Source organism: Pseudomonas sp. AL03, from assembly GCF_029960815.1.
Classification (GTDB): domain Bacteria; phylum Pseudomonadota; class Gammaproteobacteria; order Pseudomonadales; family Pseudomonadaceae; genus Aquipseudomonas.
The window spans coordinates 17612-41328 of the sequence record NZ_JASBRE010000041.1; the positions used below are offsets into that span (position 1 = coordinate 17612).

Genomic DNA, 23717 nt, shown 5'->3' on the forward strand with positions numbered 1-23717 from the left:
GACGCCGCCGATTTAGCCTTTCAAAGCCGCAGCTAGAATCAATGCCTTCATCTCCGAAACAGCCGACTTGAACCCAACGAACAACGCATGCGCCACCAGCGCATGGCCGATGTTCAGTTCGTTGATGCCCTTGATCGCCGCGACCGCTTCAACGTTGTGATAGTGCAAACCATGGCCGGCATTGACGATCAGGCCTTGAGCCAGACCAAACGCCACGCCATCCGCCACACGCTTGAGCTCTTCAGCCACTTCAGTCGGCGTCTCGGCATCGGCGTAACGACCGGTATGCAGCTCGATGGCGGGCGCGCCGACACGACGGGACGCTTCGATCTGCCGCTCGTCAGCATCAATGAACAGCGACACTTCACAGCCGATCTTTGACAGGCGATCCACCGCTGCTTTAATCCGTACTTCCTGCCCCGCCACGTCCAGGCCGCCTTCGGTCGTCAGCTCCTGACGGGTTTCCGGCACCAGGCAAATATGCGCCGGACGAATCCGCTCGGCGAACACCATCATCTCTTCGGTAACGCCCATTTCGAAGTTCATGCGGGTTTGCAGTACATCCTTGAGCAGCAGCACGTCGCGCTCTTGAATGTGCCGACGGTCTTCGCGCAGGTGCACGGTGATGCCGTCAGCGCCCGCCTCTTCCGCGTCCAGTGCTGCCTTGACCGGATCCGGATAGCGCGTGCCCCGGGCCTGACGCAGGGTGGCAACGTGGTCGATGTTCACGCCAAGAAGAATGCGATTGCTGGTGGTCACGGAAGCGCTCCTGAAAATGGAAAAGTTCGGCGCACAGCATACACGGGGAGATAGGGTCTGTTGACGCTTGGTGATGGCCGTGACGGGATGACCACTTGGTGCAGGGCAAGGCGCGAGGAACGTAGTTTGGTTGTTCCAAATAAGCTCCGAGCAACGCAGCCCTGCGCCAAGTGGGCGCCCGTCGCGGCCATCACCAAGCGCCAACAGACCCTACGGCTTGCGAAACAACTCGCGACTGACCAAGGGACGGCCGCCCAGATGAACGGCCAATGCCTGACGCATCAAGCGCTTGGCTGCTGATAGCGCGCCAGGAGCTGACCAATCTGCATCGGCCATGGCCAACAGCTCGGTACCGTTGAACAAACCGGGTTGCAGCAGGTAAACCCGCTCAAGTCCGGCGTCCACCTGCAAACGGTAGAGACCGTCCGGCGCGATGGGCTCGTCGTGGAGGTCAGTGGTCAGGGCAAAGCCGTAACCCAAGTCGTCAAGCAGCCGCCATTCGAAGGAACGCAACAACGGCTCCAGCGGTCGGCCTTCGGCCAGCGCAAGCAGGGTCGCAGCGTAATGATCGAAGACTTCGGGATGGGGATCTTCTGAAGGCAACAGGCGAATCAACAACTCATTGAGGTAGAGACCGCTGAACAGCGCCTCACCGTTGAGCCAGGTGGAAACGCCAGCGCTTTCCATGCGACCGACGTTCTTCAATTCACCACGGCCACGGAACTCGACTTCCAGCGGCACAAAAGGCCGCGCCAGCGTCCCGGCCTTGCCCCGCGCACTGCGCAATACCGCCCGCAGCCGACCTTGCGGCGTGAGGAAATCCACCAACGCGCTACTTTCGCGGTAGGCGCGGCTGTGAAGCACGAAAGCGGGTTGGCCGATGGGTTGGGACATGGAGTTCTCAGTAACGGAACGCAGTTTTACAAACAACCCAAAACCAATGTGGGAGCGAGCTTGCTCGCGATGAGGGCCTGATGTTCAACATGGATGTTGACTGGCAGACCGCTATCGCGCGCAAGCTCGCTCCCACAGGGGTTCCCTGGTGTATCAGGAACCGGAGTTACAGGTCGCCGTAACCCAGCGAACGCAGGGCGCGCTCATCGTCGGACCAGCCGCCTTTCACCTTGACCCAAAGGTTGAGCATGATCTTGGAATCGAACAGCAATTCCATGTCCTTGCGCGCCTCGGTGCCGATGCGTTTGATCCGCTCGCCCTTGTCGCCAATGATGATTTTCTTCTGGCCGTCGCGCTCAACGAGGATCAAGGCATGGATGTGCAGGGTTTTGCCCTGCTGCTTGAACTCTTCGATTTCGACGGTGATCTGGTACGGCAGCTCGGCGCCCATCTGGCGCATGATTTTCTCGCGCACCAGTTCAGCGGCGAGGAAGCGGCTGCTACGGTCGGTAATCTGGTCTTCCGGGAAGAAGTGATCGTTTTCCGGCAGGTAGCCGGCAATCACCCGCTCCAGCGCTTCGAGGTTGTGCCCGTGCTGGGCCGAGATCGGCATGATCTGCGCGTTCGGCAACTGTTCCTGCAACCAGGTCAGGTGCGGCATCAGCTCGGATTTGTCTTCGATGCGATCGGTCTTGTTCAGCGCCACGATCAGCGGGCCGGTCACGTATTGAACGCGCTCGAGGACCATCTGGTCTTCGTCGGTCCACTTGGTGCGGTCAACCACGAAGATCACCACATCGACGTCTTTCAACGCGGCCGAAGCGGTCTTGTTCATGTAGCGGTTCAGGGCTTTCTCGCCACCTTTGTGCATGCCGGGGGTGTCGACGTAGATCGCCTGCACGCTGCCTTCGGTCTTGATACCGAGCATGTTGTGGCGAGTGGTCTGAGGCTTGCGCGAGGTGATCGCCAGCTTCTGACCGAGGATGTGGTTCAGCAGCGTGGACTTGCCCACATTGGGACGGCCGACGATGGCGACATAGCCACAGCGAGTTGCAGTTGAATCAGTCATGGCCATTCTCCACGCCCAGGGCAATCAGTGCTGCGGCCGCCGCTACCTGTTCGGCAATACGACGACTCACACCCTGACCTCGGCTTTTTTCATTCAGTAAGGTGATTTCACATTCGACGAAGAACGTCCGGCAATGCGGCTCACCCTGGATATCCACCACTTCGTAACGCGGCAGTTCACAACCCCGCGATTGCAGGAACTCTTGCAGGCGGGTTTTTGGATCTTTGTTGGTGTCGACCAGTGTCAGGCCTTCGAACTCCCCGGTCAGCCAGGCCAGCACGCGTTCGCGTGCCATGTCCATGCCGGCGTCCAGGTAGATCGCACCGATCAGCGCTTCAAGGGCATCGGCCAGAATCGACTCGCGACGGAAACCGCCGCTTTTCAATTCACCGGAACCCAGGCGCAGGTATTCGCCCAGATCGAAACCGCGGGCCAGTACGGCCAGGGTCTCGCCTTTCACCAGGCGTGCGCGCAAACGCGACAACTGGCCTTCGCGGGCCAACGGGAAGCGATCGAACAGCGCCTCGCCAGCGACGAAGTTAAGGATGGCATCACCGAGGAATTCCAGGCGTTCGTTGTTACGCCCGGCAAAGCTGCGGTGAGTCAGGGCCAGGACCATCAGTTCCTGATCCTTGAAGGTGTAGCCGAGCTGACGCTCGAGACGGCTTAAGGAGACGCTCACGGTTTACCCACGCTGAGTTCGTGGTTGGATTCCACCGCCATCGCCGTAATGCGGCGCAGGCTTGGGACAATTAACGCTGTGTTCAAAAATTACGTCCTGAATATCATTGTTTTCATGCTTCTGGCGCCGATTGTGCCGGTTCCAGAAATGCATTCGGCGCTGTGTTCAACAGCGCCGAGTGTGATTACTTGATCAGGCCAACCCGCGAGAAATTCGGCAGGTGACTGAGTTTAGGTTCCGGCCAGCTCATCCAGACTGCGAAGGCCTTGCCGACGATATTCTTGTCGGGAACCATGCCCAGCAGGTCCTTGGGAATACTCGGATCATCCCAGTAGCGACTGTCGTTCGAGTTGTCGCGGTTGTCGCCCATCATGAAGTAGTGCCCGGCCGGCACGGTCCACGAATGGTCCGGCGTTGCGCGGTAACGGCTCATTTCCTTGCGGATCAGGTGCTCGGCGACGCCAAGTTTTTCCTTGTAGAGCTCAGCGCTGCCCAACGTGCCCGGCTCGGAGCCGACCCGTTGTTCGGCAATCGACTCACCGTTGACGAACAGACGCTTGTCGGCGGTGTAACGAATCTGGTCACCCGGCAGGCCCACCACACGTTTAATGTAGTTGACGTTCGGATCGCTCGGGTAGCGGAACACCATCACATCGCCGCGCTGTGGATCACCCACTTCGATGACTTTCTTGTCGATCACCGGCAAGCGGATCCCGTAAGAAAACTTGTTCACCAAGATGAAGTCGCCAACGTCCAGGGTCGGTTTCATCGAGCCGGAAGGAATCTGGAACGGTTCCACCAGGAACGAACGCAGTACCAGCACGATGAACAACACCGGGAAGAACGACTTGCCGTATTCGACCAGCAGCGGCTCTTTGTTCAGTTTCTCGACGACCACCCTGTCAGCCTGGCTGACACTCCCCTGATAGGAGCTGATGGCAGCCCGGCGCCGTGGCGCCAGGAACAGCAGATCGAGCAACGCCAACAGGCCGCAGACGAACACGGCGATGACCAGCAACAGCGGGAAATTTAGTGACATAGGACCTAACTATCCAACCTGAGCACTGCAAGGAAGGCTTCTTGTGGAATTTCCACGTTGCCGACTTGCTTCATGCGTTTCTTACCGGCCTTTTGCTTTTCCAACAGCTTGCGCTTACGGCTAACGTCACCACCGTAGCATTTGGCCAATACGTTCTTTCTGAGCGCCTTGACAGAGGTCCGCGCAATAATCTGCCCACCAATGGCGGCCTGGATTGCGACGTCGAACATCTGACGTGGAATCAGTTCTTTCATCTTCTCGGTCAACTGGCGACCTTTGTAGTGCGCGCTATCCTTGTGCACGATCAACGCCAGGGCGTCGACTTTGTCACCGTTGATCAGCACATCCAGTTTCACCAGATTAGCCGATTGATAACGATCGAAATGGTAATCCAGCGAAGCATAGCCACGGCTGGTGGATTTCAGACGGTCGAAGAAGTCCAGGACCACTTCGTTCATCGGCAAATCGTAGGTCACTTGAACCTGAGTACCGAGGAACAGCATGTCGTGCTGTACGCCACGCTTCTCGATGCACAGGGTAATGACGTTGCCCAGGTGCTCTTGCGGCACAAGAATATTGGCCCGCACGATGGGTTCACGCATGTCCTCGATCGAGGACAGGTCTGGAAGCTTCGACGGGTTGTCGACGTAAATCGTTTCACCGGTTTTCAGCAACAGCTCGAAAATTACCGTCGGCGCCGTGGTGATCAGGTCCAGGTCGTACTCACGCTCCAGGCGCTCCTGGATGATTTCCATGTGCAGCATGCCGAGGAACCCGCAACGGAAACCGAAGCCCAGGGCGTCGGAGCTTTCCGGGGTGTATTGCAGGGACGAGTCGTTGAGCGTGAGCTTTTGCAGGGCTTCACGGAAATCTTCGAAGTCGTCGGAGCTGACCGGGAACAGGCCGGCGTACACCTGCGGCTGAATACGTTTGAAACCGGGCAACACGTCGACGTCTGGCGTGGTGTTCAAGGTCAGGGTGTCACCCACCGGTGCACCGTGGATGTCCTTGATGCCGGCGATGATGAAGCCCACTTCGCCGGCCTTCAGGTCGACGGTGGCGGTGTGTTTCGGGTTGAACACACCGACGCTGTCCACCAAGTGGATCTTGCCGGTGGATTTAACCAGGATCTTGTCGCCCTTCTTCACGCGACCGTGGCGCACGCGCACCAGGGAAACAACGCCCAGGTAGTTGTCGAACCAGGAATCGATGATCAACGCTTGCAGCGGAGCTTCATAGTTGCCGGTTGGCGCAGGAATGGTCTTGACCAGGCGCTCGAGTACTTCGTCGACGCCCAGACCGGTCTTGGCACTGCACTCGACCGCATCGGTGGCATCGATACCGATGATTTTTTCGATTTCTTCTTTGACGCGGTCCGGATCGGCCTGAGGCAGGTCGATCTTGTTCAGGACCGGCATGACTTCCAGGCCCTGCTCGATCGCCGTGTAGCAGTTGGCAACCGACTGCGCTTCAACGCCCTGACCGGCATCGACCACCAGCAACGCGCCTTCACAGGCCGCCAGCGACCGGCTGACTTCATAGGTGAAGTCAACGTGGCCCGGGGTGTCAATGAAGTTCAGCTGGTACTTGATGCCATCGCGAGCGGTGTAATACAGGGTGACGCTGTGGGCCTTGATGGTGATCCCGCGTTCACGTTCCAGGTCCATGGAGTCCAGAACCTGGGCTTCCATTTCGCGCTCGGCGAGGCCGCCACACATCTGGATGAAGCGATCGGCCAGCGTCGACTTGCCATGGTCAATGTGGGCGATGATGGAGAAATTGCGGATATGACTCAAATCACTCACGGATCAACACTCAAAAAGGCTGCAGGCATAGCCCGCCGAAAAATAGCCGGGAATTGTACCTGATCCACGGCGCAAGCGTCACGTTCGCAGGTCAGACGGCGGTTACAAAAACGCCCCGGTCTTGCGACAGGGGCGTTTTGAGTGGCCAGCAAGGTCAGTAGAAACCCCTGATCAACCGGCCCTGCGCAATAACCAGACCCCGGCCAAGGCACAAACACCCGCCGGAACAAGTACCGCAAACAGTGGCGAGAAACCGAAGACCAGGCTCGAAGGACCGAGCAGATCCTGAACGATGCGGAAGGTGAAGCCCACCAGCACGCCAGTGAACACCCGCTGCCCGAGGGTCACCGAGCGCAACGGACCGAAGATGAAGGAAATCGCCATCAGCACCAGCGCGGCGGTAACCAGCGGCTGCAACACCTTGACCCAAAATGCCAGCCAGTAACGACCATTGTTCAGGCCCTGATCAGCCAGGTAGTGGATGTAACCCCACAGACCGCTAATCGACAGCGTGTCAGGCGACATGACCACGGTACTCAACAACTGCGGGCTCAAGGCGACATTCCAGCGCTCGACCGGGGCGGTGACCACTTCAGTGCTCTTTTCATGGAACAACGTGGTGGTGACGTCGCTCAACTGCCAGTGATCCTGATCGAACTTCGCTCGCTTGGCGAAGCTGGAAGACAGCATATGACGCTCTTTGTCGAAACGATAACGGGTGACGCCGTACAGCAGACCGTTGGGTTGCACAGAGTTGACGTGAATAAACTCATCACCCTGGCGATGCCACAAACCATGCTTGGCGCTTTGCGCATCGCCCCCGCCCTGAGCCAGGGAGCGATTGGCCTGAGCGGTGACTTCGGTGGCCGGCGCAACGTATTCGCCGATCAGCACACCCACCACCATCAGGATCAGCATCGGCTTCATGACCGCCCAGACGATTCGCCCGATCGACACGCCCGCAGCGCGCATGATGGTCAGCTCGCTGTGACTGGCCAGACTGCCGAGGCCGATCAGGCAACCGATCAGCGCTGCCATTGGCAACATGTCGTAAAGACGGCGCGGCGCGGTCAACAGGACATAACTCAACACGTCGACCAAGGTGTAGGTGTCGCTGACGTCACTCATTTCATCGATGAAAGCAAACAGTGTTGCCAGACCGAGAATGATCCCCAGTACCGCCAGAATCGCCACGAACACGCTGCTACCAATGTAGCGATCGAGCTTATCCACGAGCCACCTCCTGCGCGCTGCGGCGACTCGCCAGCTTCAGCTGCAAGGGTTCCCAATAGAGCAAGCCCAGGCCGATGGCCAGGAAGATTGCATGCACCCACCACAACCCCAGAGCAGGCGGGATCTTGCCCTTTTCAAGGGCGCCGCGAGCGGCAATCAGGATGGACAGGTAAGCCATATAAAGAAGAATCGCCGGCAGCAGCTTGAGGAAACGGCCCTGACGCGGGTTGACCCGCGATAACGGCACCGCCATCAAGGTCACGATGAAGACCAGCAATGGCAAGGACAGACGCCATTGCAATTCGGTACGCGAACGGATGTCGTCACTGCCCAGCAACGAGGCGGTGGTCATTGCGTCACGGTCGGTCACTTCGTCACTGACGTCCGGCTTGGGCAGCAATACGCCGTACTCGTCGTACTTGATCGCCCGGTAGTCGGCCTGACCCGGATTGCCGTCATAGCGATAGCCGTTGTCGAGAATCAGGTAACGGTTACCGTCGGGGCGAATTTCCTGACGGCCCCTCTCGGCCACCAGCACGGAAATTCCACGGTCCTTCTTATCGGACGAGACGTTCTTTTGCGAAATGAAGACGCCGCCGAGGTTGACGCGGTCATCCGACAGCGTTTCGGTGTAGGTCACCCGCGTGCCGTCACGCAAAGCCTGGAAGCGGCCCGGTTCCAGGGTGTCGAACTCGGTCAGGGCATCCTGCTTGTTCAACAGCAACTGGAATTGGTTGGCGCCTTGTGGCGCCAGGCTCAGGCTCAGCCACGCCACCACCAGTGCAACCAGGGTGGCCGGAAAAAGGGTCATGGTAAATAGACGCTGCTGGCTCATGCCGGTGGCCGACAGCACGGTCATTTCACTTTCAAGGTACAGGCGACCGTAGGCCAGCAGGATTCCGAGAAACAGGCCCAGAGGCAAAATCAGCTGCAGGAAACCCGGCAGACGGAAGCCCATGATCAGGAATAGCGAGCCCGGATCCAGGAGGCCAGAGGCCGCCTGGGCGAGGTATTTGATGAAGCGACCGCTCATGATGATGACCAGCAGCACAGCGCTGACGGCGCTCAAGGTCAACAGGACTTCGCGGGATAGATAACGGAAGACGATCAAACCAGACACTCCAGGGTTGTCAGGCTAAGGCGGCCAAACAAGCAAACGCATCAGCCGGCTCGAAGGGCAGAGCCGCCGAAAAAGATGCGCATTATCCTGTGATTGAGCGCGCCTGTCACTGCGCACGCTCAAGCAGGCGGCTAAAGCGTTGAAGATCGTACAACCGAGGGTTGTCAGGCTCGGGGCACGAGGTTCAAACTGCGGCCTTTGTTGCAGGCCGTGACCTGCGTCTTTCTATTTATAAGCAAGCTCGAACGCATGCCATCGAACACTTGCGTGTTGACTATTAATTCAGGGACCCGGACATGGAACTGGTTGTAAAAAGCGTTAGCCCAGAAACGTTGAAAACCGCCACTCTGGTAGTCGCCGTCGGCGAAGGCCGCAAGCTCGGCGCTGTCGCCAAACAACTCGACGAACTGAGCGGTGGCGCCATCAGCGCTGTGCTCAAGCGCGGCGACTTGGCGGGCAAAGTCGGTCAGAGTCTGTTGCTGCACAGCCTGCCGAACCTCAAGGCCGAGCGCGTGCTGCTGGTGGGCGTAGGCAAGGACGAAGAACTGGGCGACCGCCCGTTCCGTAAAATCATCGCCGGCATCCTCAACACCCTTAAAGGCCTGGGCGGCAGCGATGCGGTGCTGGCCCTGGACGAAGTGGTGGTCAAAGGCCGCGACAGCTACGGCAAGACCCGCCTGCTGGCGGAAACCCTGGTGGACGGCGAGTACACCTTCGACCAGTTCAAGAGCCAGAAAGCCGAACCGCGCGCCCTGAAGAAAGTCACCCTGGTGACCATCAAGGCTGCCCAGGCTGAAGTCGAGCGCGCCGTGGCCCACGCCACCGCCATCGCCAACGGCATGGCATTCACCCGCAACCTGGGCAACCTGCCGCCGAACATCTGCCACCCGACGTTCCTGGGTGAGCAAGCCAAAGACCTGGGCAAAGAATTCAAGAGCCTGAAAGTCGAAGTCCTGGATGAGAAGAAGATCAAGGACCTGGGCATGGGCTCGTTCTACGCCGTCGGCCAGGGCAGCGCCCAGCCACCGCGCCTGATCGTCATGCAATACAACGGCGGCAAGAAATCCGAGAAACCGTACGCACTGGTCGGCAAAGGCATCACCTTTGACACGGGCGGCATCAGCCTGAAGCCAGGCGCCGGCATGGATGAAATGAAGTACGACATGGGCGGCGCTGCCAGCGTATTCGGCACCCTGCGTGCCGTGCTCGAGCTGAAACTGCCGATCAACCTGGTGTGCATCCTCGCGTGCGCCGAGAACATGCCAAGCGGCAATGCTTCGCGTCCTGGCGACATCGTCACCACGATGAGCGGCCAGACCGTGGAAATCCTCAACACCGACGCCGAAGGCCGTCTGGTGCTGTGCGACGCCCTGACCTACTCCGAGCGCTTCAAGCCACAAGCGGTGATCGACATCGCGACCCTGACCGGCGCTTGCGTCGTCGCGCTGGGCTCCCACACGTCCGGCCTGCTGGGTAACAACGACGAGCTGATCGGCCAGCTGCTGAGCGCCGGCCAATCGGCCGATGACCGTGCCTGGCAACTGCCGCTGTTCGACGAGTACCAGGAACAGCTGGACAGCCCGTTCGCCGACATCGCCAACATTGGCGGTCCGAAAGCCGGCACCATCACCGCGGCCTGCTTCCTGTCGCGCTTCACCAAGAACCTCAACTGGGCGCACCTGGACATCGCCGGCACAGCCTGGACCAGCGGCGGCAAGGACAAGGGCGCCACTGGCCGTCCGGTTCCCCTGCTGACCCAGTACCTGCTGGATCGCGCCAAAGCCTGAAACCGATGACCTCGGTCGGCGCCACTTTCGCGTGACGCCGACCTTGGCTCAGGAACCGCAATGACCAAAGTCGACTTCTATATCCTGCCCAGCGCCGATCCTTCGGCACGGCTGGATTTCGCCTGCAAACTCACCGAAAAAGCCTGGCGCATGGGCCACCGCATCTATCTGCATTGCAGCGATGCTGCACAGCGCGACGATCTCGATGCGCGTCTGTGGGCCTTCAAGGGCGAAAGCTTCGTGCCTCATGGCCCTGCTGAAAATGAGCCCGACGGTTTGATTGTGCTGGGTCTTGGCGATGACTGCGGTCAGCATCAGGACCTGCTGGTCAACCTCGACTTGAAGGTCCCGGCCTTTGCCAACCGGTTCGCCCGCGTGGCGGAAGTGGTGGTGGAAGATCCGACCATTCGTACGGCTGCGCGGGAGAGTTTCCGCTTCTACCGCGAACAGGGCTATCCTCTGCAAGATCACCGTTTACAGCGACTCTGAGCATTCCGATGGACACTCCAAAACCGCAACAAAAGTCCGCGCACATGCTGGACGACCTCGAGTCGATCCGCCAACTGCTCGGCGATGACAACCTGCAACCACCCTTGCTCACCGACACGGTCGAGGAAGGTGATCAGGAACAGATTCCGATGCTGTTCGATATGGTCGGCGTCAACCCGCCAACCCTCGCACCGGCTGCGCCCGCTCCTGCCGCCCAACCGGCACCCTCCGCCAGCGGGGGTCCCGACGACCTGCTGCACCTGGACAGCGAACTGCGCGCCGCCGCGCAATTGATCATGCAAGACGTGATCGACGACTTCGCGCCGCACATCGAAACCGAAATCAAACGCCGCCTCAGCGCGCGGATGGAACGGTTGTTGAGCCAGTACGAGTAACCCCCCATCCCCTGTGGGAGCGAGCTTGCTCGATAGCGATGTAACAGCCAGCAGAGATGTTGAATGTTATGCCCTCATCGCGAGCAAGCTCGCTCCCACATTAGTTCTGCGCCCTGTCTGCACCTGCTCGCCCTACGCCCCATGCCCCGCTATACTTGCCGGCTTTTCCTGAATAAATGCCAATAGGGTCCCGCCGCGCATGGATAAGACCTACCAGCCGCACGCCATTGAAACTTCCTGGTACAACACCTGGGAGTCAGAGAATTACTTCGCCCCGCAAGGCGCGGGCGAGTCCTACACCATTATGATCCCGCCGCCGAACGTCACCGGCAGCCTGCACATGGGTCACGGCTTCAACAACGCGATCATGGACGCCCTGATCCGTTTCCGTCGCATGCAGGGTCGCAACACCCTTTGGCAACCGGGTACCGACCACGCCGGTATCGCCACGCAAATGCTGGTGGAGCGTCAACTCGAAGCCCAGGGCCAGAATCGTCACGATCTGGGCCGCGAAAAATTCCTCGATAAAGTCTGGGAATGGAAGGATCAGTCTGGCGGCAACATCAGCCGTCAGATCCGACGCCTCGGCTCGTCCGTGGACTGGAGCCGCGAGCGCTTCACCATGGACGATGGCCTCTCGGAATCGGTGAAAGAAGCCTTTGTGCGTCTGCACGAAGACGGCCTGATCTACCGCGGCAAGCGCCTGGTCAACTGGGACACCAAGCTGCACACGGCGATTTCCGACCTCGAAGTGGAAAACCACGATGAGAAAGGTTTCCTGTGGAACCTGAAATACCCGCTGGCCGACGGTGCCAAGACCGCTGAAGGCAACGATTACCTGATCGTCGCGACCACTCGTCCGGAAACCATGCTCGGCGACGCCGCCGTAGCGGTTAACCCGAACGATGAACGCTACCAGGCCCTGATCGGCAAATTTGTCGAGCTGCCGCTGGTCGGCCGCCGCATTCCGATCATCGCCGACGATTACTGCGATCCAGAATTCGGCACCGGCTGCGTGAAAATCACCCCGGCCCACGATTTCAACGACTACGAAGTTGGCAAGCGCCACCACCTGCCGCTGCTGAACATCTTCGACAAGAACGCCGCTGTATTGCCGGCCTGTCAGGTGTTCAACCTCGACGGCACGCTCAACGAAAGCATCGACGGCAAGATCCCGGCCGAATACGCCGGCCTCGACCGTTTTGAAGCGCGCAAGCAGATCGTTGCTGCGTTCGATGCTGCCGGCCTCTTGGTCAGCGTCAACGATCACGCCCTGAAAGTGCCGAAAGGCGACCGTTCCGGGACCATCATCGAGCCATGGCTGACCGACCAGTGGTACGTGTCGACCAAGCCATTGGCCGAGCCTGCGATTGCCGCCGTTGAAGACGGCCGCATTCAGTTCGTGCCCAAGCAATACGAAAACATGTACTTCTCGTGGATGCGCGACATCCAGGATTGGTGCATCAGCCGTCAGCTGTGGTGGGGCCACCGGATTCCGGCCTGGTACGACGAGTCGGGCAAGGTCTATGTCGGTCGCGACGAAGCCGAAGTCCGTGCCAAGCACAACCTCGGCCCGGACATTGCCCTGCAACAGGACAACGACGTTCTCGACACTTGGTTCAGTTCCGGCCTGTGGACGTTCTCCACGCTCGGCTGGCCTGAGCAGACCGAATTCCTGAAGAAATTCCATTCCACCGACGTGCTGGTCACCGGCTTCGACATCATTTTCTTCTGGGTTGCCCGGATGATCATGCTCACCATGCACTTGGTGAAGAACGAAGACGGCACGCCGCAGGTTCCGTTCAAGACCGTTTATGTTCACGGTCTGGTGCGCGATGGCCAGGGCCAGAAGATGTCCAAGTCCAAGGGCAACGTTCTGGACCCGCTGGACATCATCGACGGTATCGAGCTGGAAGCGCTGGTGCAGAAACGCACCTCCGGCATGATGCAGCCGAAACTGGCGAAGAAGATCGAGAAGCAGACCCGCGACGAATTCGCCGACGGCATCGCCAGCTACGGCACTGACGCCCTGCGTTTCACCTTTTGCTCGCTGGCCTCCACCGGTCGCGACATCAAGTTCGACATGGGCCGCGTTGAAGGCTATCGCAACTTCTGTAACAAGATCTGGAACGCCGCGCGCTACGTGCTGGACAAGGGCGAAGACTGCGGCCAGAACGGCGAGGCTTACGAGCTGTCGCTGGCGGATCGCTGGATCATTTCGCAGCTGCAACGCACCGAAGCCGAAGTGACCCGTCAACTCGATCAGTTCCGTTTCGACCTGGCCGCGCAAGCCTTGTACGAGTTCATCTGGAACCAGTATTGCGACTGGTACCTGGAACTCTCCAAGCCTGTGCTGTGGGACGAGAACGGTCCGATCGAGCGTCAACGTGGCACACGTCGCACGCTGGTTCGGGTGCTGGAAGTTGCCCTGCGTCTGGCGCACCCGTTCATGCCGTTCATCACCGAAGAAATCTGGCAGCGCATCGCGCCGCTGGCCGGTATCGAAGGCAAGACGATCATGCTGCAACCCTGGCCAGTGGCCAATGAAGAGCGCATCGATCCGGCCGCCGAGAACGACATCGAATGGCTCAAGGAGTTGATGCTCGGCACGCGCAACATCCGTGGCGAAATGAACATCGGTCCAGGCAAGCCGCTGAACCTGTTCCTGAAAAACGTCAGCGCCGAAGATCAGCGTCGTCTCACCGAGAACGAAGCCTTGCTGAAGAAGCTGGCTCGCCTCGAATCGATCACCGTGTTGGCCGCCGGCGAAGAAGCGCCGCTGTCCGCCACGGCTCTGGTCGGCGAGATGGAAGTGCTGGTGCCGATGGCTGGCCTGATCGATAAAGATGCCGAGCTGGCGCGTCTTGACAAGGAAATCCTGCGTCTGCAGGGCGAAGTTCAGCGCGTGGGTGGCAAGCTGTCCAACGCTGGCTTCGTCGACAAGGCTCCAGCCGAAGTCATCGACAAGGAACGCGCCAAACTGGCCGAGGCTGAACAGGCTTTGGGCAAATTGGCGGAGCAGCATGCGCGGATTGCCAGCCTGTAACGGCAAATCGCAATGAACAAGGGAGGCCCGAAATGGCCTCCCTTTTTTGTGCCTGCCCCTTTTCGCTTTCTGTAGGAGCGAGGCTTGCCCGCGAAGAACGATAACGCGGTCTACCTGATTGACCATGTCGCGTCCTTCGCGGGCAAGCCTCGCTCCTACGGGAGGATCCCCGCGTTGCCATCGACTGTGGGACAATACCCGCCACTTTTAGCCATACCCGAATCGACAACGCCCATGAACGCCCCCCGTACACCAAGACCTGCGCGCAAGAAGCCTGACACCGCCACCCCGGCCAAAGCCGTGGAGCCTCGTGAGAAGGCCAGCCTGCATCCGCGCAACCGCCATCAGGGTCGTTACGACTTCCCGGCGTTGATCAAAACCACGCCGGAACTGGCGAAGTTCGTGATCATCAACCCGTATGGCAAGGAAAGTATCGACTTCGCCAGCCCGGACGCGGTGCGTGTGTTCAACCGGGCGCTGCTCAAATCGTTCTATGGCATCGCCCACTGGGACATCCCGGCCGATTACCTCTGCCCCCCGGTTCCGGGCCGTGCCGATTACGTGCATTTCCTGGCCGACCTGCTGGCCAGCGTCAACGACGGCGAGATCCCGCGCGGCGCGCCGGTCAAGGTGCTCGATATCGGCATGGGCGCAAACTGCGTCTATCCGCTGATCGGCTACAGCGACTACCGCTGGCACTTCCTCGGCTCGGAAGTCGACCCGACGGCCGTGGCCGCTGCCAAAGCCATCGTGCAGTCGAACGGGCTGAACAAAGCCATCCAGTTGCGTCTGCAAAGCAATCCCAAGCACATTCTGCTGGGCCTGCTGGAACCCGGCGAACGCTTTGACCTGACCATGTGCAACCCGCCGTTCCACGCATCTATGGACGAGGCCACCAAGGGCAGCGAGCGTAAATGGCGCGCGCTGGGCCGTGCCGACCCGAAACGCAAGCTGCCAGTGCTGAACTTTGGCGGTCAATCGGCCGAACTGTGGTGTGAAGGCGGCGAAGCACGGTTTGTGACGCAATTGATCGCCGAAAGCGCCCATTTCCAGCACAAAGTACTGTGGTTCAGCACCCTGGTTTCGAAGGCCTCGAACCTGCCGGCGATCCAGACGGCGCTGAAAAAGGCGGGCGTACTGGAAAGCCAGGTCGTGGAAATGTCCCAAGGGCAGAAGCAAAGCCGCTTCGTCGCCTGGACCTTCCAAACCAAATCCGAGCAACAAACCTGGCGCGAACGCTGGGCTCGCAAAAGCTGAGTAGCAACTGAAACAGCGATTGGCCCCTGGTCAATCGCTGAATCGCAGACGCAAAAAAACCGTGCCCGGATTGCTCCGGAGCACGGTTTTTTTTACTGCGTCTTACTTGTTAACAGCGTCGGTCAGGCCTTTGGCCACAACCAGCTTGATAACTTTCTTGGCAGCGATTTCGATGGCAGCGCCAGTCGAAGGGTTGCGGCCAGTACGGGCAGGACGCTCGGTCACTTTCAGTTTGCCGATACCTGGCAGAGTGATTTCGCCGCCGTTTTCCAGCTGATCGGCAACGATTTGGCCCAGTTGGTCCAAAGCATTACGCGCGGTGGTTTTTGGCGCGTCGATAGCTTCAGCGATGTCGGCGATCAGTTGGTCTTTAGTAAGAGCCATGTAGTGTTCCTTCCCTATCAAATTCATATGGATTGCAGAGTGCAGTGTCAGCCATCGAGCCAGATCTTCTGGATCTGGCACCCTCGGCCAATAACCACGGGATCGGGGTTATAGATACCGAAATCAGGGTTTGGTTCGACCTGACAAATGCTGAATGCACGCTTAACGCAGTGACTTCGCGTAAGACCGGCCAAAACTAGCACAGAGACGGGGAAATATCCGCCTCTAGCTACCCAAATGGTCAGCTTTATTACCCTAAAACCGTAAAAAACAGCATAAGCGTCATCGGACACCCGCGAATCGCCCTTCGTGCCGCGCCGAAACCAGTGGTTGCGGTACACTGAGCGCTTTTTCGGGGAGCACGCCCTCCTCTCTTCAATCAGCCGAGAAGCCCATGCCGATCCGTCATTGCATCGTCCACCTGATCGACAAAAAACCCGACGGCACACCAGCAGTTCTCCATGCTCGCGACGAAGCACTGCCCGAGTCGAGCGCCATCGAGTACATGCTTGCCGACCTCAACGAGAGCTACAACGCCAAACAAGGCAAGGCCTGGGGTTTCTTCCATGCCGAGTCCGGGGCGCATCCGTTCAGCGGCTGGCTGAAGGAATACCTCGATGGCGGCAAGGATTTCACCGCGTTTAGCCGTGTGGCGGTAGAACATCTGCAAAAGCTGATGGAAGAGTCGAACCTCTCTGTGGGCGGTCATGTGCTGTTTGCGCATTACCAACAAGGCATGACCGACTACCTGGCGATCGCCCTGCTGCACCACAGTGAAGGCGTTGCAGTGACCGATCAGCTGGACGTGACCCCGTCCCGGCATCTGGATTTGGGCCAACTGCATCTGGCGGCGCGGATCAACGTCTCCGAATGGCAGAACAACAAGCAGTCCAAGCAGTACATTTCGTTCATCAAAGGCAAGAACGGCAAAAAGGTTTCGGAGTATTTCCGCGACTTCATCGGCTGCCAGGAAGGCGTCGACGGCCCGGGCGAAACCCGCACCTTGCTCAAGGCGTTCAGCGACTTCGTCGAAAGCGAAGACCTGCCGGAAGAATCCGCCCGCGAGAAAACCAAGACTCTGGTGAATTACGCCAGCAGTCAGGCAAAAATGGGCGAACCCATGGGCCTGGAAGAACTCTCGGAGCTGATCGACGAAGAACGCCCGAAAGCCTTCTACGACCACATTCGCAGCAAAGACTATGGCCTGTCGCCGGAGATCCCGGCAGATAAGCGCACCCTCAACCAGTTCCGTCGCTTCACCGGTCGCGCCGAAGGCCTGTCGATCAGCTTCGAAGCGCACCTGTTGGGCTCGAAGATCGAATACGACGAAGAAGCCGGCACGCTGATCATCAAAGGCCTGCCGACCCAACTCACCGACCAGCTCAAGCGACGTAACTGATGCTCGGTGGCGTGCTGAAGAAAATCCTGCTGATCTTGCTGGTGGTCGTGGTTTATCAGAACTGGGGCAAGATCGAGCGGGTGTTCCACCCGGCGCAAGTGGTGTCCGAGCAGACTCAGGCCAAGGCCAACGTCGTGCTCTACGCCACCGAATGGTGCGGATACTGCAAATTGACCCGGCGCTTTCTCGACCAGAAAGGCATTCCGTACAAGGAATTCGATATCGAGAAAGATGCCGAGGCGCGCAAGGCTTATGAGGCGCTGGGTGGCGGCGGGATTCCGATCATCGATGTGAACGGGACGTTGATTCGCGGGTATGACCCGGATGCGATTCTCGCGGCCCTAAAATAATTCGATCGGGGTAATTAATACTTGTGTCAGCGTGCCTCGATGCGGAACCCGAACCGCGGAAAATGCACATGCACCAACCCGCCACGCTCGTCTTCACGGCGCAAAATCAATTCCTCACGCCCCGCAAACAGCAGCTCACCGGCCACCGAATCAACGCCGTAGTCAGTGGCCGCAATCACCACCAATTGGCCCACCTCAAACCCGTTCGGCTCATCGAACTGCTCATCCGGCAATGCGGCCGGTGTGGCATTACGCGCGACCTCCAGCGCCTCCTCGGACGTCATCTCGCTGAACGCGCCATGACCGAAGCCCATCACGCGCCCGAACCATGCGCTGACCGCGGGATAGGCATCAACCAACGGTGAAGTTACCGGTGTGGCTTTGAGGAACCACAGCGGATGGGCCAGGGCAAAGTCGGCAATCGACGGCTCGCCGAACAGGAAGTCGCCCTGTTCGCGCTGAAGCTGCTGCTCCAGACGTCCCATGATCGTCGGCCATTGATGCTTGGCCTGCTCTGCGGACAAACGTGTAGCGCTGCCTCCACTGAACAGCCCGGCGCGATCGGCCATGAATGCCTTGATCGCCTCTGGCGGTAATGCGCCAAAGCGCACGGCCACCGATTCCGGCTGAAACACCAGGCTCACTGCATGCTGGAACACCACAGAATCTGCCCACGCTGCGAACGTCGCGGCGATCATTTCCTGACCTTCCGGGAAGAACGCCGGCAAGGCTTTTTCCTGTTCCAGACGGCGGGCGATCAGCGACGTGTCGCAATAGATATCTGCGCCAATCTGCAACACCGGTGTCTTGCGGTAGCCGCCGGTCAACGCCGTCAGATCAGGTTTTGGCATCACCGGCGAGATCTTCACCGAGCGCCAGGACAGCCCCTTGAAACCCAGCAGCAGGCGGGCCTTTTCGGCGAAAGGGGACGTCGGGTAATGATGAAGAATTAACTCTGACATGCTCGGCTCCGCCGCTGGGAAAGGAATCCGCAGCTTAGCGCGCAATACGCCAGCAGCCTACAGATCTGCCTGATGGGCACTGATCATTCAGATTGATAAGCCCGCAGAAAAGGTCGTCACCAGACATTCCTTGGCGCTTTTCTTGAGTTTTTTGATCAAGCGTTCCTGACGCAGCGCTTCGCTTTTGTCGCGACAAACTTCGGTGTAAACCAAGGCCACGGCTGGGCTGGAGAGGAAGAATCGCGCACCCTTGCCGCTCTGGTGAGTGGCGAATCGGCGCACGGGATCATCGCTGATCCCGCAGTAGAGCGAACCATTGGCCGCGCGTACGAGGTAGACGAACCAGGGTTTGCTCACCGGCGTATCGGCATCGACGGAGATTTCGCAGAGGGTGTTCACGTGACGATCAAGGCTTGAAAGGAAACAAGCCGCGATCTTATCAGCGACTGGCCTGGAATGCCTTCAGCCCCTTCAAGGCCTGAGCACGAACGGCGTTTCTCACCAACGGCGTCCAGCCCAGCAGCAGACCTTTAGTGCCCAGCGCCTGTCGAGACCAAGTCCACATGTCGAAGCTGTCGTGATGCTCGCAGATCTTGCCATCGCGAAAAAAGAAGCGAGCCTGAATATCGTTGACCACCGTGTTGCCGGTCTGGCTGAACAGGTACGTTGCCACCCAATGGGCACCGCCCGTGCGCTCATCGCTGCGCACGTTATCGAACGTCAGGGAAAAGTCCTTGGCCCGGGTGGTGAGCATGCGCCACATGTCGCCGGCATCGCGGCCATGCAGCTCGCCGAACGCTGGATCACTGAACACCACGTCATCGGTATAGCAGGCACTCATGGCCTCGGCATCCAGCCGCTGGAAGGCTTGGTAGAACTGGGTGATCAATGCGCTGTGGGCATCACTCATGGGCAGGCTCCCTGATGTGCAAATAGAGGTGCAAATAGAGGTGCAAAGTGGTTTCAAAAGACTGCCTGCACGATAGTCAACAAACGCCTGGAACACTATCGGCATTCGTGGGCCGAATACCGACAGTGCGCGGGTGTCAGACCTTTTCGCTTTCGACCTGGACGTACAGCGAACGTCCGGCACCGAGGCCGGCGATAATCGCCCCGAGGCCAATGATGCCGAAGATCCAGCCCAGGGCGTTCCAGCCGCCGGTCCAGTCATGCACGATACCGACCGCGAACGGCCCCATGGACGCCAGGGTGTAACCAAAGCCCTGGGCCATGCTCGACAGGTTCGCCGCGACATGCGAGTCCCGCGAGCGCAGCACAATCAGCGTCAGCGCCAGACTGAACGTACCACCCTGCCCCAGACCGAGCAGGATCGCCCAGCCCCACAAGCCTTCGATCGGTGCGTAGAGGCAACCGAATAAACCGCCAAGGGTCAGTAGCATGACGATAACGATCGCCAGACGCTGATCCTTGCCGCGGGTCGCCAGCCACGGCGCGGCCAGTGAACTGGCCAACTGGATAAGGACAGAACCCGAGAGCACCAGGCCGGCCTGGGTCGGGGTCAGGCCGCGGCCAATCAGGATCGACGGCAACCAGCCGAACACGATGTAAGCCAGAGAAGATTGCAGGCCCATGTAGAGCGTCACTTGCCAGGCCAGCGGATCACGCAACAGACCGCGAACCCGATAGGCGACGTTGTGCGCACCGTGTTTCTGACCGACTTGTGGCAACCAGAAAATCGCCGCGACCAATGCTGGCACCACCCAGAAGCCGAGGCCCAGCGCCCAGCTCTTGTCGAAATGCTCGCTCAACGGCACGGTCGCGCCCGCCGCCATCGCCGCGCCCAGGCACAGGGCCATGGTGTAGACGCCGGTCATGGTCCCGGCATGTTTCGCGAAGTCGCGTTTAACGATGCCTGGCAGCAACACGCCGATCACACCAATGCTGGCACCGGCCAACACGCTCCCGGCAAACAGGCCGATCTCGCCGAACGAACTGCGCAAGATGATCCCGCCGGCCAACATCAAAAGAATCCCCAGGACCACTCGCTCAGCGCCAAAACGTCGTGCCAGCACGGGCGCCAGCGGTGCAAACAAGCCGAGGCACAGCACCGGCAACGTCGTCAGCAAACCGGCCTGGGCCGCGGACAAACCGAGAGTCTTCGAGACCTCGCTGAGCATCGGCGCCATGCTCGACAGCGCCGGGCGCAGGTTCAGCGCCACCAGAATCAGGCCCAGCAGCAACAACCACGGACGCCGCAGGATCGGCTCACTTTGCTGGACCTGTTCGTCATCGGCCTCGGCGTCGATCAGCAGTTCTTCGAGCTCCGCCGTGCGCTTGGGTTGCGTGATGTTGCTGTTATTGGCAGACATGGAATTCTCGGTTTCAAGGTTCATTGATCAACTGCCTCGACAGGGCTTTGGCCCGTTCCGGGTCGCGTTGCTCGACGGCATCAAGCAGTGCGATATGAAGGTCGAACACCTCCTGGCGTCGGGGGCTGATGTTCAGGGTCTCGCGCAGATGCGCGCCGACGATGCTGGAGAAATAGCGATACAACTCGCTGAGCGTCGGGTTGTGCGCGGCGTCCACCAGACGGCGGTGGAACACCAAGTCGCAGGCGATATAAGTGTCGAGATCGCCGTGATAGTGGCTGCCACTGACGCCCAACGCCTCGCGCAGCGCGACAAGGTCTTCGTCGGTACGCCGTAGTGCAGCCAGACCGATGGCCTCGACTTCCAGAATGTGCCGAGTCTCCCGGGCTTGCTCGTGGGAGCAGCGGGACAACGCCTTCAGGGTGTCGAGCGGATCGACCACCGCCCGCAGGTAGCTGCCATCGCCCTGACGGATTTCGATCAACCCGGAAAACGCCAACACGCGCATGGCTTCGCGCACGGTGTTACGGCTGATGCCCAGTTCTGCGGACAGTTCAGGTTCTGTGGGCAAGCGCTGACCGACCACCCAAACGCCTTGATTGATGCGCAGGCGCAATTGGTCCAAGGCCTGGTCGACCAGGGACCGTTTAACTAGCGGAGAAATGTCTGACATAGGATTCGCCCTTTCATCCAATCATAGGATGAATTTTCTGACATGTTAGTCAGCATCACCCAAGAGAACAAGCGCCAAAGGAGCAGGATTCGATTACCACGACTGAAAAAACCTTCATTACCACTGTCGGAAACACCTTCGAATTGAGGATTTGCCCTACGACCATTCAGGCCAGGAACTGACTTCATACAGTGCTCCCGCCCTTCAGACTCAAGGACCTTACCCCGCAGGCATTTTCGTCTGCGACTTTGAAACAGATGGAAAACCCCATGGAAGAAGTCAACTTCGGTAAAAAGCACAGTCACTCTTTCTTTCTGCAGAAAAGTCAGGAGCTGATCGCGGTACGCAGTCAGGCGGGGAAAAAACTCGCCTCGGCGCTGTGCTGCGAGCAAGCGCATCAGGCGATAGGCGACAGTGAACGGGTGATGCACATCGAAGACGCGGACGTACAGGTCTTCAAACTGCCACCGGATTCGGATCTGTCCAAGCGCAAGGCTTTATTGCGCGAATTGCCAGACGTGCGTTTCGCCGCAAGTGTGCTGGTCGATCCTCTTACTCAAGAACCCGTTCTTTACACAGAGAACATCTTTTTGAAATTCACTGATCAACTCACCCCTACACAGTGCCTGGTCACACTCAATGAGCTGGGAATGACCATCAAGCAACAAGTCCCCTACGCGGCCAACGCATTCTTCGTTCACAACAAAGACTGTCACGGTACGGACGTGTGCTCACTCACACTCAAACTGCTGGAGCGTGAAGACATCGAATACTGTCACCCTGAAATACTGCGCCAGGGACAACGCAGGGCCATCCACGATAACCAGTGGCACCTGAAAAAAACCACGGTCACCTATCAGGCTCAGATCGACGCGAGTGCCAACGTCGAAGCCGCTCATGAGTTTGCTCAGGGCCTAGGTGTAGTGATCGCCGTCATCGACGACGCCATTGATATCGACCATCCCGAATTCGCCGGTCCCGGCAAAATAGTCGGTGCACAGAACTTTGATCGCCGCAATTCCAAACAAGGCCCACGACCGAAAAACGCCCTCGAACGCCACGGAACAGCGGCCGCGGGCGTAGCGTGCGCCAATGGCCAGGTCGGTGCCAGTGGGGTCGCGCCACGGGCGCGCCTGATGCCGCTCAAACTCACCAAACCCCTAGGTGCACGCGCTGAAGCCGATGCCTTTTTTTGGGCCGCCGATAATGGGGCTGACATCATTTCCTGCAGCTGGGGCCCCGCTGAAGGTCATTGGGCCGATCCTACCGATCCCAGACACACCCAAACGTTTCCATTGGCGGCCAGCACGCGTCTGGCCATTGAATATGCTGCGACCAAGGGCCGCAATGGCAAAGGTTGCGTCATCTTTTTCGGGGCCGGCAACGGTAACGAGAGTGTGGACAATGATGGTTACTCCAGCCATCCAATGGTGATTGCAGTCGGCGCCTGCAATGACCAAAGCCGCCGCAGCGCCTACAGCGACTTCGGTAAAGCGCTCTGGTGCTGCTTTCCCAGTGGCGACCAACCGCACCCGGATCCGAAATTCAAACCCGCCACTTCAATCCCGCAAACCCGGGGAGTTCGCACAACGGACCTGAGTGGCAAGTTTGCCGATTCGAGCAATGGCGCCTTCACCGATTTATTCAGCGGCACCTCAAGCGCCTGCCCGGGAGCCGCCGGAGTGGCTGCGCTTGTGCTGGGTGTCAACCCGATGCTGGATCGCCAGGCAGTGCGACAAATCCTTGCCGATTGCTGCGACAAGATCGGGCATGCCGACGATGGACCGCTCGGCCACTATGACCTCAATGGCCATAGCCACTACTACGGGCACGGGAGGCTCAACGCCCTTCGTGCCGTACACCTGGCACTCGAACGCCTGTAGCGAATCTGCACGAACAAAAAAGCCCCGCAGAAAATTCTGCGGGGCTTTGAGTTAACGCTATGACTCAACCCATCAATGCAGGATCTGGCTCAGGAACAGCTTCGTACGCTCATTCTGCGGATTATCGAAGAAGTCGTTCGGCGCGGCCTGTTCGACGATTT

Annotated in this window: 22 protein-coding genes and 1 pseudogene; 8 read left to right on the forward strand and 15 right to left on the reverse strand. The window is 59.2% G+C overall.

Annotated features, from left to right (window positions below; translation table 11 throughout):
• Nucleotides 1–12 precede the first annotated feature (12 nt).
• The 8 genes from pdxJ to lptF all read right to left on the reverse strand — a co-directional run bounded on the left by pdxJ (nucleotide 13) and on the right by lptF (nucleotide 8592).
• Complete coding sequence (pdxJ, locus tag QK293_RS25495; RefSeq protein WP_282382553.1) at nucleotides 13–759, reverse strand: pyridoxine 5'-phosphate synthase; 747 nt, start codon at nucleotides 757–759, stop codon at nucleotides 13–15.
• Between the two features lie 210 nt (nucleotides 760–969).
• Entirely contained in the window at nucleotides 970–1653 is a 684-nt protein-coding gene (recO, locus tag QK293_RS25500) for a DNA repair protein RecO (RefSeq protein WP_282382555.1), read from the reverse strand.
• A 166-nt stretch (nucleotides 1654–1819) separates the two neighbouring features.
• Nucleotides 1820–2722: a GTPase Era gene (gene era / locus QK293_RS25505; protein WP_282382557.1), complete on the reverse strand. Its 903-nt coding sequence runs from the start codon at nucleotides 2720–2722 to the stop codon at nucleotides 1820–1822.
• Nucleotides 2715–3404, reverse strand: coding sequence for a ribonuclease III (gene rnc / locus QK293_RS25510; protein WP_282382559.1), 690 nt, complete (start codon nucleotides 3402–3404; stop codon nucleotides 2715–2717). The genes era and rnc overlap by 8 nt, the downstream gene beginning before the upstream one ends.
• Before the next feature lie 184 nt (nucleotides 3405–3588).
• Nucleotides 3589–4443: a signal peptidase I gene (lepB, locus tag QK293_RS25515; protein WP_282382561.1), complete on the reverse strand. Its 855-nt coding sequence runs from the start codon at nucleotides 4441–4443 to the stop codon at nucleotides 3589–3591.
• A 5-nt stretch (nucleotides 4444–4448) separates the two neighbouring features.
• Complete coding sequence (lepA, locus tag QK293_RS25520) at nucleotides 4449–6248, reverse strand: translation elongation factor 4 (protein WP_282382563.1); 1800 nt, start codon at nucleotides 6246–6248, stop codon at nucleotides 4449–4451.
• 171 nt (nucleotides 6249–6419) lie between these two features.
• Entirely contained in the window at nucleotides 6420–7481 is a 1062-nt protein-coding gene (lptG, locus tag QK293_RS25525) for an LPS export ABC transporter permease LptG (RefSeq protein WP_282382565.1), read from the reverse strand.
• A complete protein-coding gene (lptF, locus tag QK293_RS25530) occupies nucleotides 7474–8592 on the reverse strand; it encodes an LPS export ABC transporter permease LptF (protein WP_282382568.1) in 1119 nt (372 codons plus the stop codon). Before lptF ends, lptG begins: the two co-directional genes overlap by 8 nt.
• Nucleotides 8593–8897: 305 nt before the next feature.
• Between lptF and QK293_RS25535 the strand changes: the two genes are divergently transcribed.
• From QK293_RS25535 to rlmF, 5 genes are all read left to right on the forward strand, one after another.
• Nucleotides 8898–10388, forward strand: coding sequence for a leucyl aminopeptidase (locus QK293_RS25535; RefSeq protein ID WP_282382570.1), 1491 nt, complete (start codon nucleotides 8898–8900; stop codon nucleotides 10386–10388).
• Between the two features lie 60 nt (nucleotides 10389–10448).
• Complete coding sequence (locus tag QK293_RS25540) at nucleotides 10449–10877, forward strand: DNA polymerase III subunit chi (RefSeq protein WP_282382572.1); 429 nt, start codon at nucleotides 10449–10451, stop codon at nucleotides 10875–10877.
• An 8-nt stretch (nucleotides 10878–10885) separates the two neighbouring features.
• Nucleotides 10886–11272, forward strand: a complete 387-nt coding sequence (locus tag QK293_RS25545; RefSeq protein ID WP_282382574.1) for a DNA polymerase III subunit chi — start codon at nucleotides 10886–10888, stop codon at nucleotides 11270–11272.
• Between the two features lie 199 nt (nucleotides 11273–11471).
• The gene (locus QK293_RS25550; RefSeq protein ID WP_282382576.1) at nucleotides 11472–14318 is read left to right on the forward strand and encodes a valine--tRNA ligase; all 2847 of its coding nucleotides are present in this window, start codon (nucleotides 11472–11474) and stop codon (nucleotides 14316–14318) included.
• A 234-nt stretch (nucleotides 14319–14552) separates the two neighbouring features.
• A complete protein-coding gene (rlmF, locus tag QK293_RS25555) occupies nucleotides 14553–15575 on the forward strand; it encodes a 23S rRNA (adenine(1618)-N(6))-methyltransferase RlmF (RefSeq protein ID WP_282382578.1) in 1023 nt (340 codons plus the stop codon).
• Nucleotides 15576–15677: 102 nt separating this feature from the next.
• On the opposite strand, the gene QK293_RS25560 is transcribed toward rlmF, so the two are convergent.
• Nucleotides 15678–15959: an HU family DNA-binding protein gene (locus QK293_RS25560; RefSeq protein WP_007905514.1), complete on the reverse strand. Its 282-nt coding sequence runs from the start codon at nucleotides 15957–15959 to the stop codon at nucleotides 15678–15680.
• Nucleotides 15960–16353: 394 nt separating this feature from the next.
• Here QK293_RS25560 and yejK point away from each other — a divergent pair, with 394 nt between their 5' ends.
• Together yejK and QK293_RS25570 are read left to right on the forward strand one after the other, a co-directional pair.
• Nucleotides 16354–17358 carry a nucleoid-associated protein YejK gene (gene yejK / locus QK293_RS25565; protein WP_282382583.1) on the forward strand — a complete coding sequence of 335 codons (1005 nt, stop codon included), beginning with the start codon at nucleotides 16354–16356 and terminating at the stop codon, nucleotides 17356–17358.
• Entirely contained in the window at nucleotides 17358–17708 is a 351-nt protein-coding gene (locus QK293_RS25570) for a glutaredoxin family protein (protein WP_282382588.1), read from the forward strand. Before yejK ends, QK293_RS25570 begins: the two co-directional genes overlap by 1 nt.
• A gap of 26 nt (nucleotides 17709–17734) precedes the next feature.
• On the opposite strand, the gene QK293_RS25575 is transcribed toward QK293_RS25570, so the two are convergent.
• The 5 genes from QK293_RS25575 to QK293_RS25595 all read right to left on the reverse strand — a co-directional run bounded on the left by QK293_RS25575 (nucleotide 17735) and on the right by QK293_RS25595 (nucleotide 21673).
• A complete protein-coding gene (locus QK293_RS25575; protein ID WP_282382590.1) occupies nucleotides 17735–18670 on the reverse strand; it encodes a glutathione S-transferase family protein in 936 nt (311 codons plus the stop codon).
• 87 nt (nucleotides 18671–18757) lie between these two features.
• Nucleotides 18758–19069: a GIY-YIG nuclease family protein gene (locus tag QK293_RS25580; protein WP_282382594.1), complete on the reverse strand. Its 312-nt coding sequence runs from the start codon at nucleotides 19067–19069 to the stop codon at nucleotides 18758–18760.
• A 40-nt stretch (nucleotides 19070–19109) separates the two neighbouring features.
• On the reverse strand, nucleotides 19110–19580 hold the full coding sequence (locus tag QK293_RS25585; protein ID WP_282382598.1) for a nuclear transport factor 2 family protein: 471 nt from the start codon (nucleotides 19578–19580) through the stop codon (nucleotides 19110–19112).
• Between the two features lie 136 nt (nucleotides 19581–19716).
• A complete protein-coding gene (locus tag QK293_RS25590) occupies nucleotides 19717–21024 on the reverse strand; it encodes a CynX/NimT family MFS transporter (protein ID WP_282382601.1) in 1308 nt (435 codons plus the stop codon).
• Nucleotides 21014–21673: a FadR/GntR family transcriptional regulator gene (locus QK293_RS25595; protein WP_282382603.1), complete on the reverse strand. Its 660-nt coding sequence runs from the start codon at nucleotides 21671–21673 to the stop codon at nucleotides 21014–21016. The genes QK293_RS25590 and QK293_RS25595 overlap by 11 nt, the downstream gene beginning before the upstream one ends.
• Nucleotides 21674–21942: 269 nt before the next feature.
• On the opposite strand from QK293_RS25595, the gene QK293_RS25600 reads away from it, so the two are divergent.
• Nucleotides 21943–23556 carry a S8 family serine peptidase gene (locus QK293_RS25600; protein WP_282382605.1) on the forward strand — a complete coding sequence of 538 codons (1614 nt, stop codon included), beginning with the start codon at nucleotides 21943–21945 and terminating at the stop codon, nucleotides 23554–23556.
• 72 nt (nucleotides 23557–23628) lie between these two features.
• Here QK293_RS25600 and glnQ read toward each other — a convergent pair.
• Nucleotides 23629–23717 (reverse strand): annotated as a pseudogene (gene glnQ, locus QK293_RS25605) (glutamine ABC transporter ATP-binding protein GlnQ); the annotation flags it as partial.

Coding starts and splice junctions, on each gene's coding strand:
- recO (WP_282382555.1), bottom strand. CDS start 1,653: ATGTCCCAACCCATCGGCCAACCCGCTTTCGTGCTTCACAGCCGCGCC.
- era (WP_282382557.1), bottom strand. CDS start 2,722: ATGACTGATTCAACTGCAACTCGCTGTGGCTATGTCGCCATCGTCGGC.
- lepB (WP_282382561.1), bottom strand. CDS start 4,443: ATGTCACTAAATTTCCCGCTGTTGCTGGTCATCGCCGTGTTCGTCTGC.
- QK293_RS25535 (WP_282382570.1), top strand. CDS start 8,898: ATGGAACTGGTTGTAAAAAGCGTTAGCCCAGAAACGTTGAAAACCGCC.
- QK293_RS25540 (WP_282382572.1), top strand. CDS start 10,449: ATGACCAAAGTCGACTTCTATATCCTGCCCAGCGCCGATCCTTCGGCA.
- QK293_RS25545 (WP_282382574.1), top strand. CDS start 10,886: ATGGACACTCCAAAACCGCAACAAAAGTCCGCGCACATGCTGGACGAC.
- QK293_RS25550 (WP_282382576.1), top strand. CDS start 11,472: ATGGATAAGACCTACCAGCCGCACGCCATTGAAACTTCCTGGTACAAC.
- rlmF (WP_282382578.1), top strand. CDS start 14,553: ATGAACGCCCCCCGTACACCAAGACCTGCGCGCAAGAAGCCTGACACC.
- QK293_RS25560 (WP_007905514.1), bottom strand. CDS start 15,959: ATGGCTCTTACTAAAGACCAACTGATCGCCGACATCGCTGAAGCTATC.
- yejK (WP_282382583.1), top strand. CDS start 16,354: ATGCCGATCCGTCATTGCATCGTCCACCTGATCGACAAAAAACCCGAC.
- QK293_RS25570 (WP_282382588.1), top strand. CDS start 17,358: ATGCTCGGTGGCGTGCTGAAGAAAATCCTGCTGATCTTGCTGGTGGTC.
- QK293_RS25575 (WP_282382590.1), bottom strand. CDS start 18,670: ATGTCAGAGTTAATTCTTCATCATTACCCGACGTCCCCTTTCGCCGAA.
- QK293_RS25585 (WP_282382598.1), bottom strand. CDS start 19,580: ATGAGTGATGCCCACAGCGCATTGATCACCCAGTTCTACCAAGCCTTC.
- QK293_RS25590 (WP_282382601.1), bottom strand. CDS start 21,024: ATGAACCTTGAAACCGAGAATTCCATGTCTGCCAATAACAGCAACATC.
- QK293_RS25595 (WP_282382603.1), bottom strand. CDS start 21,673: ATGTCAGACATTTCTCCGCTAGTTAAACGGTCCCTGGTCGACCAGGCC.
- QK293_RS25600 (WP_282382605.1), top strand. CDS start 21,943: ATGGAAGAAGTCAACTTCGGTAAAAAGCACAGTCACTCTTTCTTTCTG.